The 12,338-nt window shown below is 52.6% G+C and carries 13 protein-coding genes; 1 reads left to right on the top strand and 12 read right to left on the bottom strand.

The genetic code is table 11. The features are described from left to right. Window positions 1-193 precede the first annotated feature (193 nt). The 11 genes from SFX18_10070 to SFX18_10020 all read right to left on the bottom strand — a co-directional run bounded on the left by SFX18_10070 (window position 194) and on the right by SFX18_10020 (window position 10,271). On the bottom strand, window positions 194-715 hold the full coding sequence (locus SFX18_10070) for a transposase (GenBank protein MDX1963489.1): 522 nt from the start codon (window positions 713-715) through the stop codon (window positions 194-196). 268 nt (window positions 716-983) lie between these two features. Continuing rightward, entirely contained in the window at window positions 984-2,150 is a 1,167-nt protein-coding gene (locus tag SFX18_10065; GenBank protein ID MDX1963488.1) for a Gfo/Idh/MocA family oxidoreductase, read from the bottom strand. A gap of 233 nt (window positions 2,151-2,383) precedes the next feature. Continuing rightward, entirely contained in the window at window positions 2,384-3,076 is a 693-nt protein-coding gene (locus SFX18_10060) for an iron-sulfur cluster assembly protein (GenBank protein MDX1963487.1), read from the bottom strand. 64 nt (window positions 3,077-3,140) lie between these two features. Continuing rightward, window positions 3,141-3,788 carry a Uma2 family endonuclease gene (locus SFX18_10055; protein ID MDX1963486.1) on the bottom strand — a complete coding sequence of 216 codons (648 nt, stop codon included), beginning with the start codon at window positions 3,786-3,788 and terminating at the stop codon, window positions 3,141-3,143. Between the two features lie 9 nt (window positions 3,789-3,797). Beyond that, window positions 3,798-4,445: a Uma2 family endonuclease gene (locus SFX18_10050; protein MDX1963485.1), complete on the bottom strand. Its 648-nt coding sequence runs from the start codon at window positions 4,443-4,445 to the stop codon at window positions 3,798-3,800. A 45-nt stretch (window positions 4,446-4,490) separates the two neighbouring features. Then, entirely contained in the window at window positions 4,491-4,805 is a 315-nt protein-coding gene (locus tag SFX18_10045; GenBank protein ID MDX1963484.1) for a non-heme iron oxygenase ferredoxin subunit, read from the bottom strand. A 76-nt stretch (window positions 4,806-4,881) separates the two neighbouring features. Continuing rightward, a complete protein-coding gene (gene sufD / locus SFX18_10040) occupies window positions 4,882-6,192 on the bottom strand; it encodes a Fe-S cluster assembly protein SufD (GenBank protein ID MDX1963483.1) in 1,311 nt (436 codons plus the stop codon). Between the two features lie 57 nt (window positions 6,193-6,249). Next, entirely contained in the window at window positions 6,250-7,677 is a 1,428-nt protein-coding gene (gene sufB / locus SFX18_10035) for a Fe-S cluster assembly protein SufB (protein ID MDX1963482.1), read from the bottom strand. Between the two features lie 225 nt (window positions 7,678-7,902). Continuing rightward, window positions 7,903-8,724: a Fe-S cluster assembly ATPase SufC gene (sufC, locus tag SFX18_10030; GenBank protein ID MDX1963481.1), complete on the bottom strand. Its 822-nt coding sequence runs from the start codon at window positions 8,722-8,724 to the stop codon at window positions 7,903-7,905. A gap of 143 nt (window positions 8,725-8,867) precedes the next feature. Next, on the bottom strand, window positions 8,868-9,470 hold the full coding sequence (locus SFX18_10025) for an NADH-quinone oxidoreductase subunit B family protein (protein MDX1963480.1): 603 nt from the start codon (window positions 9,468-9,470) through the stop codon (window positions 8,868-8,870). A 75-nt stretch (window positions 9,471-9,545) separates the two neighbouring features. Further along, entirely contained in the window at window positions 9,546-10,271 is a 726-nt protein-coding gene (locus tag SFX18_10020; protein ID MDX1963479.1) for a winged helix DNA-binding protein, read from the bottom strand. 250 nt (window positions 10,272-10,521) lie between these two features. Between SFX18_10020 and SFX18_10015 the strand changes: the two genes are divergently transcribed. Beyond that, window positions 10,522-11,022, top strand: coding sequence for a transcriptional repressor (locus SFX18_10015; GenBank protein ID MDX1963478.1), 501 nt, complete (start codon window positions 10,522-10,524; stop codon window positions 11,020-11,022). Window positions 11,023-11,284: 262 nt separating this feature from the next. Here SFX18_10015 and SFX18_10010 read toward each other — a convergent pair whose 3' ends face one another. Beyond that, window positions 11,285-11,707 (bottom strand): thioredoxin family protein, encoded by a 423-nt coding sequence (locus SFX18_10010; protein ID MDX1963477.1) that lies wholly within the window; start codon window positions 11,705-11,707, stop codon window positions 11,285-11,287. Window positions 11,708-12,338: the final 631 nt, after the last annotated feature.

Raw genomic sequence — 12,338 nt, 5'->3', positions numbered from 1 at the left:
GCGTGTAAAAACAGTCATGGTGTATTGGGAATCAGTTGATGCCCAATATCCACAAAATTGGTATTTGCTTCAGTCGCATCGCCAGTTGACCGCTTAAATTTAACCGGGTACCCCAGGAACTTGTTCCTGGGCGGCGCAGCCGCAAGAAGCATTTCCGGGAGTATGTATCCCATTTGATTCACCTTTCGCAATTCTAGTCACATTCCACCCAGCGGATCGGCACGCCCACGCTGCGGCGTCCATGATACCAACGCGCGGAACTCCACCGCCAATCGGCGGCTTTGGCGACCAGTCCCGCGCGGACGGGATTTTGGTGCATGTAAGTGAGCTTCTCTTCCATTTTTTTGCGAGTATAGATCGCAAACGGATAGTACTTTGCCTGCCAGAATTTGTCCCCCAGGCTGAATTCCGCAAAATACTTGGGAGCCGTGTCGCGATACCAGTTGCGAATGTGAAAGCTGGAGTGCCGCTTCCAGTCCCGCATGAAATCCGAAAGCTGCTGAATTTGGGACAACCAAATGATGGCATGCACGTGGTCCGGCATGATGACAAAGCCCACGCAGCGTGCCTGCCAGTTTTCCAGTTGTTGATTGAGCACGCCCAGGAGGATCCGCTTGGGATGGTCGAGGCTGAACAATTTTCGCCGCCGTGCGACTGAAAAGCTGAGGAAGTGGGCGTATAGTTCATCATCGGTGATCCGCCGTTTGTCGGACATGGAATAAGTTTAACGGGATTCAACTGTGCTGGCAAGGAAATTGCTTCTTGCGGCTGCGCCGCCCAGGAACAAGTTCCTGGGGTACCCGGTATGTTGGGATTCAAGTGTGTTGGCAAGGAAATTGCTTCTTGCCGCTGCGCGGCACAGGAACAAGTTCCTGGGGTACCCGGTTCCTGGCAGAATGCGCAATGGCACAACTTAAAACCGCAAGTGCTTGAATCACCCATGCATTTACGGCACGGAGGACCGTGCCTACTACTTTTTTCCCCTATTCCACCACCGGCCATTTAAAGTTTGACGTTAGCTTGATTCGCTGGCCGTTTTTTTGCGATTCCCGCGCGGCTTGCATGATCTCTAGCACGTGCAGCGCGTGCTCCGGCGTGATCAGCAGGTTTTCGCCGGTGGCCAATGTGCGGGCGGCCAGGGAAGCCCCCATTTGCCACACAAAATCCCCCGCGTCGGTCGCGTGCCGCTGGGGCTGGGGCTGGTCCTCCGTCGCCAGATCGACCCCTTGGGGCGCCCAGTCGTATCCCACCAGGCCCATGTGTCCCTTGCTGCCGACGATGGTGACGGTGTGCCGCTGTTCCTGGCTGCCGTCGTGGCCGTGGGGGTTAAAGTAGTTAAAGCCGCTTTGCACGTGGGAGATCAGGCCGTTGTTATGCTCCATGAGAACCATGGCGTTATCCTCGGCGGCGACTTTGATGGTCCCCCCCTTGGTCACATGGCGTTCGGGCGTGACAATGCTGGTCATGGCAACGACTGATTTGGCCGGGCCAAGGATGCCGGTCAGCGTGGTAAAGTTGTACACGGCCAGATCGGGCATGCTGCCGCCGCCAGCCTCATAAAAAAAGGCGGACCAGCCGGGGCCTTCGTGCCCATAGGTGGCATGAGCGGCGGCGGGACGGCCCAACTTGCCGGCGTTAAAGGATTGGGCCATAAAGGCGAACTGCGGACTCATGACCATGGCGGGGGCGCCCCAGATGCGCACGCCCTGTTTTTTGGCCAGGGCCAAGAGGTCCTGTCCCGCGGCGAGGGAGTTTGCCAGCGGTTTTTCGCTCCAGACGTGTTTACCGGCGGTGATCGCGATTTTGTTAAGCCGCTCATGCTCCTGCATGTCGGTCAGATTGACCAGCAAATCAAACGGCGCGCCGGCGAGCAGTTTATCGATATGGGGATAGTGATTAGGGATATTGAATTTATTAGCTTGGTCGGCGGCCCGTTCGGGGATGATGTCGCACGCGCTGACAAGTTCCACATGGGGAGATTTGGACAAATGCGGCAGGTACATATTTGACACGCTGCCGCAGCCAATGACCGCGACCTTGATCTTCTTTGGATCGGCCTGGGCGATGGCATTGGCGGACGCGGCCAGGGCGGCGCTGGCGGCGAGACTGGTGGAGACAAACGCGCGGCGGTCAAGTTGGAACTGGGGCATGGTTTTTAAGGGGAATAAGGACAATAAAGGAGAAAGCGACACATAGCCCGGGTATTATGCTGAATGACCAGGCGAATCGGATAAGAAGTTGTAGTTTAGGCCTCTGCGCGCGGAAATGCAAGAAATTTTCTGGAAGCGCAGGGAAAAGCGCGCCAGTCAAAATGCGCTACGCCTAAGTTGCAGCCAAAGATAATTATTCGTTATGAAAATAATTTTTAAGTTTGGCGACCATTTTAAAAAATACCCAATTGATCACGGGCGGCCTCGGTCATTTTATCCGGCGTCCAGGGAGGAATCATGACCAGGCGGACTTCGACTTTGTTGACACCTTCGAGACGGCCGAGGACTTGTTTGGTATTGGCAATCAGTTGCGGACCCGCGGGGCAGGCGGGGCTGGTCAGCGTCATTTCGATAAAGATATCTTCGAACTCTGGTTGAATATGCGGCGTGGCATTATTACCGTCGGCTGACGCGCAACAATCTCCTGAAGTGGAAAGTGATTCGCCTCCACAAGTTCCGGTCAATGGGGCGTCGGCAGTCCCCTGCCCCGCGGCGACCGCCGAGGCCAGATCCAGTACCGCGGGTTGCGCGGGGGGCGTGGCGGGAATGCTGGTGGTCGTGGCCGTGTTTGTCACTGAAGATAGATTTGAGGTTGCGGCAATATCGCCCGCTTGGCCAGTGGTGTGCGCGGTATGGCCATGATGGTTGCAATCGGCGGAATGTACGTGCGGCACGATGGCGGGCTGATGATGGGCATCGATGGCCGCAGTCCCATGCGGTGCGTCGACGGTCGCGGGTTGGGCAATACTGGTTGCCGGGGCGGTTGTGACGTTATACACCAGGCCCAGGTCAATAATATTGACAAACAATTCCGGGTCGATGACCTGCTTGAGTGATTCGCGGATGAGTTCTTCGGTGAGAGGCATAATTTTAATGTGATAGGGAATGAGTTTTATCAATACACGGAGAGGCCCACGCGTGATGACAAGGTTATTCCACTGAAATAGAGAATAACTCCGTGGTATCAAGTGTAAACCCCGGCAACAGCGGCTCACCGGAAACGGACGGCGGAGATTGCAGGATAACCGGTTCGCTGCCAGGTCGATAAACGTGGACGGTTTTGTTTCGCGGGTCGATCAGCCAGCCCAGTTGCGCGCCATTGGCCAGGTATTCGGCCATTTTGTCTGTCAATACATGGAGTTGATCGGATGGGGACCGTAACTCGATCACAAAGTCTGGACAGATAGGTGGAAATGATCTTTGTTGCTCTTTTGTCAAAGCGTTCCAACGACTGTTTGCCACCCAACTGGCGTCGGGCGAGCGACGTGCTCGATTCGGCAAGACGAACATCGTTGAGGAATCAAAGCATTTGCCCAATTTATGTTTCTTATGCCACATGCCCAGTTGTAACAATAGATCAAAATTTTGATTACCTGAATCTCCTCCCGTGGGGGCCATAATCACCAGTTCTCCAGCGGAATTTTGTTCAAAGCGGTAATCCGGGTTTTGGTCGGCCAATTGCATGAAGGCCTGGTCATCCAACTGAATAAGCGGTGCTAACCGGACCGCCATAGGGGCAATGCCGTCATTATCCGCGAGAGTTGTGGATGGGACAGCGTTTATTGTGACAGTAGCCATAAGGCACCTCTAGGTGGGTTCCCAAATTTCATTTAGTTCCAGCGCAAATCCAGGAAGGAGCGGATCTCCGGAGACCATAAGGGGATTGGTCAAAATCTCAACAGGTAGTCCAGGTCGATAAACGTGGACGGTTTTGTTTAGCGGGTCGATCAGCCAACCCAGTTGCGCGCCATTGGCCAGGTACTCTTGCATTTTGGCTTGCAGATCGCGTAGCCGGTCCGTGCGCGAGCGCAGCTCCACAACAAAGTCGGGACAAAATGGCCCAAATAGTTGGCGTTGTTTCTTTGATAATTGATCCCATTTTTCCTGCGTAATCCAACTGGCGTCCGGCGAGCGGCGGGCGCCATTGGGCAGGTTGAACATCGTCGAGGATTCAAAGCATTTGCCGAAACGATGTTTTTGGCTCCACAGAAACAATTGGCCTATAATGCCGAAATTCGATGATCCCGATTGCATCCCCGTGGGTGCCATGATAACCAATTCTCCGGCGGAATTTTGTTCAAAGCGATATTCGGGATTTTGGTCGGCGAACTGCATGAAGGCCTGGTCATCCAGGGTGATAAGAGGCGCAAATCGCACCACTATCGGAGAAACACCATCGTCGTCCGCGGGGGGAGCCGTGGTTAGGGGCGATTCTGTCAAGATGACGGTGGACATAAAGTAATACCCCCGTTGGAATAGCCGTTAAACTTTAGTATGTGCCTATTCCGCCAGTTTAACATAAACCGCGTCGCCACGCACTTCGACTTGATGGGCGCGGGTGGCCCGGGTAGCGGGCATTGTAAGGGCTTTTCCGGTGCAAATATCAAATTTGGCCCCATGTCGTGGACATGCAATGGTCAGACCGTCCAATTTGCCATCGGCCAGGGGGCCGCCATCATGAGTGCAAACATCGTCCAGGGCGTAAAATTTTCCACCCACGTGAAAAAGCGCCAGCAATTCGCCATTCACCTCGATCAATAGTTTGCCTGGATCGGCGATCTCGCTCACCGCGGCAACTCTCATATATTCCGCCATGACGGTGATTCCCCTCTATCGTTTGTATGAGAATGCTATTTTGCAATTATCTAAATTTCGCCGGACATACCCGAATTTAGGCAAATTCACGAATGCGGCGATTGATCGCCCCGCCCAGGGCATTACGGACGCTTTCGATCGTAATCCGGTCAAAGACCTGCTGAAAAAAGCCGGTGACGACGGTGCGAATGGCTTCTTTGCGGGTGAGGCCGCGGGTTTGGCAATAAAAGATTTGTTCCTGATCAACGCGTCCGGCGGTCGCGCCGTGGGTGCAGCGGACGTCGTCGGCCTCGATCTCTAAACCGGGGATAGAGTCGGCCCGGGCCTCGTCCGAGAGCATCAGATTATCGTTACGCTGATAGCCGTTGGTTTTTTGCGCGGCGGGATCAACCTTGATCATTCCGCGCCAGACCAGTCGCGATTTATCCTGGAGCGCGCCTTTATATAAGAGATCGCTCTGACAATGGGGGGCCACATGGTGCTGCAGCGTATTGTAGGATAAATGCTGCTTTCCCTCGGTAAACATGACGCCATTGACCTGTGTTTGCGCGTCTGGCCCAATGAGCGCCACATGCTGGTTGACCTTGGCCAAGCGGGAGCCAAGCGCAGCGATCGTCCACTGCAGTTGGGCGCCGCTATGGACGAGCGCCTTTTGCTGGGCAAAGTGCCAGGTTCCCTGGCCCCAATTTTGCAAATTGACATAACGCAACTTTGACCCAGGATGACAAATCAGTTCGATGGCTCCGTTATGCAGTCCACCGGCATGCTGGTCCCCCGCGGTCTCGCTAAGCAAGGTGGCCTCGGCCCCGGCCTCCAACACGACCAATAAATGGCTAAAGTCGGAATTTTGAGGGCTAAGAGCCGTCAACGTGTGCAGCGGTTGGGAGAGCTTTACCCCGCGGGGAACATATAGAAACGTGCCACCGCTATGGCAGGCCCCCTGCAATGCCGAAAAGCGATCCGTATCCGCCGCCACGACCGATCCCAGATAACGCTGGACCAATTCGGGGTGGCTGGCTGCCGCTTGTTCCAGGCCACAAAAAATCACCCCCTGGCGGGAGAGAGCGGGGTCTAGTTCCGATGTGATCAAGTGACTATCCAATGCCACCGTGCGCCCGCACAGGTCAACGCCATCGGTCAATAATGGTGTCGCAGTCAGTTTAGAACTACTGGCCCCGGCTGTTGGCAGGGGATATTGATCCCAGCGAAATAAGCGAATATCGGTCCGCAGCCACTCCTCGTCACGCCGTGAAGGAGGGGGGAGACGTTCAAACAACGCCCAGTTTTGCCGGCGCTGTTCGGTAAGCCATGCCGGCTCAGAGCGTTGACTGAGGAACTGTTCAAAGGATTCGGTGGAATGCGGGCCAATAGGAGTCGTGGGCGTCATTAAAAGTTATCCAAACATGCTACGGGAAAATACCAAGGTTCATTGGCGGAAGCCGGCCTAGCCCACCGAACCCTCCATTTGCAATTCGATCAAACGATTCATTTCGACCGCGTATTCCATGGGAAGTTCCTTGACCAAAGGCTCGATAAAGCCGCTGACGATCATGGTGCTGGCCTCGGCCTCGGTTAGGCCGCGGCTCATCAAGTAGAATAGTTGTTCCTCGCCAATGCGCGACACGCTGGCCTCGTGGCCGATGGCCACATCCTGCTCCTCAAGTTCAATGTACGGATAAGTGTCGCTGCGGCTTTTAGAGTCCAGGATCAAAGCGTCGCAAACCACATTGCTTTTGGATTTTTCGGCTCCTTTTTCCACTTTGACCAGTCCACGATAGCTGGCGCGCCCGCCGTTTTTGCTGATGCTTTTGCTAATGATCCGGCCACTGGTTCGCGGCGCGCCGTGGACCAGCTTGGCCCCGGCGTCCTGGTGCTGGCCGGAGGAGGCAAACGCGATCGACAGTATCTCCCCCCGGGCGCCGGGCTCCAGCATGTACACCGCGGGGTACTTCATCGTGAGTCGGCTCCCCAGGTTGCCGTCGATCCATTCCATCAGGGCATTTTCATAGGCGACCGCCCGCTTGGTCACCAAATTGTAAATGTTGTTCGCCCAGTTTTGGATGGTGGTGTAGCGGCAGCGGGCGTTCTTTTTAACCACGATTTCCACCACGGCCGAATGCAGGCTTTCGGTGGTGTACATGGGGGCCGTGCAACCTTCCACATAGTGAACTTGGGCCCCTTCGTCCACAATGATCAGTGTCCGTTCAAACTGGCCCATGCTTTCGGCATTGATGCGAAAATACGCCTGCAGGGGAAAGTCAATTTTGACCCCTTTGGGAATATAAATGAACGAACCTCCGGACCATACGGCGCTGTTGAGCGCGGCGAATTTGTTGTCCGCGGGGGGAATGATCGTCGCAAAATACTCCCGAACCAGGTCGGGATATTCCCGCACGGCGGTGTCAGTGTCGGTGAAGATGACCCCTTTTTCGGCAAGGTCTTCTTTAAGCGAACCGTATATCACTTCGCTTTCAAATTGGGCCTTAACCCCGGCCAAATATTTTTTTTCCGCTTCGGGAATTCCTAGGCGGTCAAACGTCTTTTTGATTTCCTCTGGAACATCGTCCCAGGATTTGCCCTGATGATCGGCTGGCTTGAGGTAGTAAAAGATATCCTGGAAATCCAGGTCGATCTTTCCCCCCCAATTAGGCATCGGCTTATCAAAAAAAGTTTGCAGGGCCTCCAACCGAAATTGCCGCATCCAGTCAGGCTCATTCTTCATTTCCGAAATTTGACTGACAATCTCGGCGTCCAAGCCCTTACGCGCCTTAAAAATTGGGGTAGAAACGGTGCGAAAATCATACTTGTTGATTTCACCAATCTGGTCCGACTCGGTCGGAGGCAAAGTGGTTGTGAGTGTGTCAGCAGCCATGGGAGTACCTACTTTTATTTATAGTGGTGCAAATATGAGTGATTGAAATCCGGGCAACGCAGTAAATGCAATCAAGATGGATCTCCCTTAGCAATAACATGTTAAGGCTAAGATCATCAGGTTAGTTGACAGCTTTGCTAAAGCGCCATCCGATTCGCATCGCTGTCCGCGCTGCCAAAATTGTTGCTGTAAATGGCTAATCCTTAGAACGGTCAACAGCGGTCCCTAGGAGGCGGCCAGCATTTCTCGTTCAGCGGCGGCCGCTTCGGGATGTGCCGAACGAAGCCGCTCGTAACCTTGCTTATGCAATTCCGCCGCCAATTCCGGGCCGCCAGTTTCTACAATCCGGCCTCCCATCATCACATGGGTCTTGTCCGGTGTGTTATGTTCCAGCAGTTGCTCATGATGGGTGATGATCAAGATGCCCATGTTGGAGCCGCCAATTTCGGCAATGCTTTGACTGGCCAATCGTACGGCGTCGGCGTCCAGACCGCTGTCAGTCTCGTCAAGTATCGCAAATTTCGGGGCCAGCATGGCCAGTTGCAAAATTTCCGATCGCTTCATTTCGCCGCCGGAAAAGCCCTCGTTGACATAACGGCGGGCAAATTCGGCGTCCATCTTTAATTGACTCATTTTTCCGCGCAGGTCTTGGCGAAATTCCTTCATGGGGAGAAGCTCCTCTCCTTCCTTGCGATCAGGGCGGCGAACGTTGGTCGTGGCATGACGCAAAAAGTCCGCCATTTTGACGCCGGGAATCGCCATTGGCCGCTGAAAGGCCAAAAAGATTCCCAGGCGAGCACGGGCATCGGCTTCTAGTTCCAAAATATTGATCGCACTGCCATCCTCCAGTATCAACTCGATGGAGCCGTCGGTCACTTCGTAGTTGGGGTGGCCCATGATCGCATAGCCTAACGTGCTCTTGCCGGAACCATTGGGTCCCATGAGCGCGTGGGTCTCTCCGCGGCCAATTTCCAGGTCAACCCCCTTTAGTATGGGCTTGCCATCGATGCTGACATGCAAATTCGAAATGCGTAAAACTTCTTTCATGTTTTCCGTGCGTCAATACAAGGTAAGATAGGTGAATCAAATGCCAGGGATCATTTGAGACGTCCGCGATGAGGCGGGTCATTGGCAATAATCACAATTCCTGGCCGGAATGTAACGGGTTTTCGAATGTTAATGTTTGGCCGTTAGCCGGTAATTTTTTGATGATCAAAGACCAGATCCGTGTCAAAGGGGGGACTGACATACCCGGAATGGTGCGGCACAGGCAGTTCATCGCTTATTTTGCCCGGACCCTCTAAACGCTTGGCAATTTTATGTCCCATGATCTTGTCCTGAATCCGCATTAGCCCTTCCAAAAGCGATTCGGGACGCGGCGGGCAACCTGGCACGTAAACATCAACGGGCACGACCAAGTCCACGCCCTTGACCACGTGATAACCCCACTTAAAGTAGGGACCGCCACCCGTGGTGCAGGCACCCATGGCAATCACGTACTTGGGATCGGGCATCAAGTTGTATAAACGGCGCACCCGGCTGGCCATTTTGTAGGTGACCGTTCCCGCCACAATCATCAAATCCGCCTGGCGGGGTGTTGCGCGAAACGCACCCGCACCAAACCGATCAAGGTCATACCGGCTGGCCCCCGCGGCCATCATTTCAATCGCGCAGCACGCCAGCCCAAAGGTCATCGGCCACAAACTGGATTGCCGGGCCCAATTGATCGCTTGTTCTACCGTGGTGGTGATGACGTTTTCTTCAAACCGGCCTTCAATCCAGGGGAGTGTCATGTTTGACGTAATCCTCATAAAATGTTGTAAAAATTGCATTTATTCCACACAAACCCAGCCCGGCATTATAGACGCCTAAGGCGAGGTTTCAAAGCGGCAACAGGCCCCGCCGTCTAACCGGCACTCTGTTAGTTTCATCCGTTGGCCCACTAACTCGCTTAACATCAAATTTTCCACCGCGCAAATTCCCCGATCCTGTTCTGCCAGTGCCGGGTAAGGGCATGCATGGGCGGTGAGGATCGGCAAAGCGGATGAATTTGGGGTTAGCGATGCACTATTTGTCCCGCTAACCTTATTATCTGGATCACTTGTGCTAATAACGTTGTTTTTACTGGGTGACTCGAAGGTGGCGGTCTCCACGTTAAAAGGAATGCTTTTTTCGGTAAAAATGCGGGCGATCGACTCTAATCGTTCCCGAAGGGATGATCCTTGCACCCGCGGGGCATATTCCTTGGCAAATCGCTGGGCCAGACGCTGGAGTAAGCCCGTGCGAATTTGGGGGTCACGGATGTCCCGAATTTCTTGCCAAATGACGATCGTTAAATCGGCAAAGTTGTTACTTCCGCTCCGTAATCCTTCTTCGGTCAGGGTGTAATGATGCCCAGGACGTCCGCGAGGAGCTTTCCAAGGTTTTCTGACAATCAAACCCAAACTCATCAGTCGTGCCAACCGCTGACGCACAGCCGTAGCTGTAACATTCATGGACTGCGAGATTTGTGAAATACTCTGTGGACCCTGATTGCGCAACAGGCAAATCAGTCCGGCGTCAGAACTTTCGATGGTTGTTGGCACAGTTTTCATGTAAATCGATCTTGTAACTATATTCTAGGACTTTTGGCATTTTTGACAATAAGATATTTGAAAAATATCTCCTGGTCTCATTTTTGGCCTTCTGTCTGGGTTTTATAAAGAGAATCGCCCAGGACGAAGGGCAAATTTTTGTTAAGCTTGTAACCTCGGTTTGATCGCCTAAAATGGAAATGAGCGATCAACCGTGGAGGAATAGGCTTGTTTTGCGCAACTCTATATTTAACAGATAGTTAGGATTATTATGACGACAGAATACAAATTAGAAACGGTGCAGGTTGCGTTGACACCTTTGGCTCGTTTTGAAGAGTTTTTGCAAAGTCGTGGAAAACGAGTCACCCAGCAGCGAAGAATCATCGTGCAACAGGTCGCTGCGCGACATGAGCATTTTGACGCGGATCAACTCTTGGCGGACTTATTGCAAACAGAACATAAGGAACATGTCAGCCGGCCCACTGTCTATCGGACACTTTCGGAAATGGTCGATGCCGGGCTCTTACGCAAGATGACCTTGAATGGGCGGGCCGTCTATGAGCATGACTACGGCTACCCCCAACATGATCATCTCCACTGCACGGATTGTGATAAATTAATTGAATTCCAAAGTTCCGAACTACAGGAATTGAGGGAATCAGTCGCCAAGCAGTACCAGTTTCGTGTAAGCGGCCACCGCTGGATTATCACGGGTGTTTGCTTGGAATGCCGAATCTCAAAGCAAAGAAAGCGCAAGCTGGATTTAGTGTAAACGCTTGATTAAAAGACCGCCTGTCGCCCCAGAGTTGGTTTTTCCCTCCAGAATTTAATTTCCACATGACGCTTAGGCGTTGGATTATTTTGGGGTGTTTGCAGGCGTTACGGTCAAACATTTTTTGTCGATGGCATTAACAACAGAGGAACTGGCTTTTTTTGGCCAGTTCCTCTTTGTTTTTTTAATCAGTTGTCCTGGTCAGTACCAGAAATGCTACATCTTTTCCGGAAGTCGCATTTTGAGACATTAAACAGGGCGATTACCTAGCTGGAGTTTGCACACTGCTAAAGCGGACTGTTGGTTTGGCCATGTTATTTTGTAAGAAAGCGTCGATTTCGGCCTCAGACTTGGCTCCGACCATCTGCGTTTTTTTCCAGCCGGAATCAGTTTTGATAAACATGACCAATTGGGGCAATTTGCGGCCGTTTAGTAATTGTCCGGCCAATTCGGTGTCGGTCTCGGCGTCGACCTCTGTAAAGTTGACCTTGGACAGGGTTCCATGCTCTTGCATTTGTGGAATGACTTCTTCCTTCATCTTGATGCAACCGGGGCACCATTTGGTTCCTACCAACACCACCAGAGGCTTGCCATTTTCATTGGTTTGGCGATAAGCCTCGGCATAAGTGCGGGGCTGTTCGCTGGCTAGCATCATGTTCATCATCAACAAAGCTACTGTGGACACAAGAAATCTCCTTAAAAATTGTCAAACTGGGTAAGGACAAACCTAAAGCGGTGGGAACTTCCCCGAGGGAGAAGTTAAACAAGGTTGTCCACGGGGCGGCGAGGTGGGCCAACGCTTGGCGAGACAAAAGCGTGGCTTGATCAGATTCGCACACCTCAGCCGTTACTCAGGAATAGTTAGTTCTCCTTAAAGTGGGGATTAAAAACTCAAAATGAGAATCCGGAAAAGTTCCCACAGTTTACCTAGACATTTTGGAGTGACAAGCTTTCCTCATGGAAAAATAACAGTCAAATTACCCAAATTAACATTTTTGTTTGCCTAAATCGCCTGTATTATCTCGGCGCGCGGGATTGGCAGCGATTATTTTCTTGCTAGCAAGCGGAATAATGCGTGAAATGCTTGCAAATTTCCTAATTGTTTTCCTGTTTTACCCCCTTGACAGCATCGCAGAAAAAGGCCCGAGCGAAATGCCATTCGCAAAATGAGACAATTATCCGCGCGTTTCCTTTTTAGTTTTGAGTAGCAAACCGGAGCCGTTATAATTGCTAGCCAGAATCACGGCGACAGCGGCTTCCCCTAACATATCCTTCATAAACCCGCTAAAATCCAGTTCTCCAAAGGTTTGTGGACA

It is taken from the genome of Pirellulales bacterium (assembly GCA_033762255.1).
In the GTDB taxonomy this organism is placed as follows: Bacteria; Planctomycetota; Planctomycetia; order Pirellulales; family JALHPA01; genus JANRLT01.
This window is presented reverse-complemented; position numbering and strand designations above follow the sequence as displayed.

Bases quoted from the DNA above. Each gene is read 5' to 3' on its own strand.
- SFX18_10070 (MDX1963489.1), bottom strand. From the start codon at position 715: ATGTCCGACAAACGGCGGATCACCGATGATGAACTATACGCCCACTTC.
- SFX18_10065 (MDX1963488.1), bottom strand. From the start codon at position 2,150: ATGCCCCAGTTCCAACTTGACCGCCGCGCGTTTGTCTCCACCAGTCTC.
- SFX18_10060 (MDX1963487.1), bottom strand. From the start codon at position 3,076: ATGCCTCTCACCGAAGAACTCATCCGCGAATCACTCAAGCAGGTCATC.
- SFX18_10055 (MDX1963486.1), bottom strand. From the start codon at position 3,788: ATGGCTACTGTCACAATAAACGCTGTCCCATCCACAACTCTCGCGGAT.
- SFX18_10050 (MDX1963485.1), bottom strand. From the start codon at position 4,445: ATGTCCACCGTCATCTTGACAGAATCGCCCCTAACCACGGCTCCCCCC.
- SFX18_10045 (MDX1963484.1), bottom strand. From the start codon at position 4,805: ATGGCGGAATATATGAGAGTTGCCGCGGTGAGCGAGATCGCCGATCCA.
- sufD (MDX1963483.1), bottom strand. From the start codon at position 6,192: ATGACGCCCACGACTCCTATTGGCCCGCATTCCACCGAATCCTTTGAA.
- sufB (MDX1963482.1), bottom strand. From the start codon at position 7,677: ATGGCTGCTGACACACTCACAACCACTTTGCCTCCGACCGAGTCGGAC.
- sufC (MDX1963481.1), bottom strand. From the start codon at position 8,724: ATGAAAGAAGTTTTACGCATTTCGAATTTGCATGTCAGCATCGATGGC.
- SFX18_10025 (MDX1963480.1), bottom strand. From the start codon at position 9,470: ATGACACTCCCCTGGATTGAAGGCCGGTTTGAAGAAAACGTCATCACC.
- SFX18_10020 (MDX1963479.1), bottom strand. From the start codon at position 10,271: ATGAAAACTGTGCCAACAACCATCGAAAGTTCTGACGCCGGACTGATT.
- SFX18_10015 (MDX1963478.1), top strand. From the start codon at position 10,522: ATGACGACAGAATACAAATTAGAAACGGTGCAGGTTGCGTTGACACCT.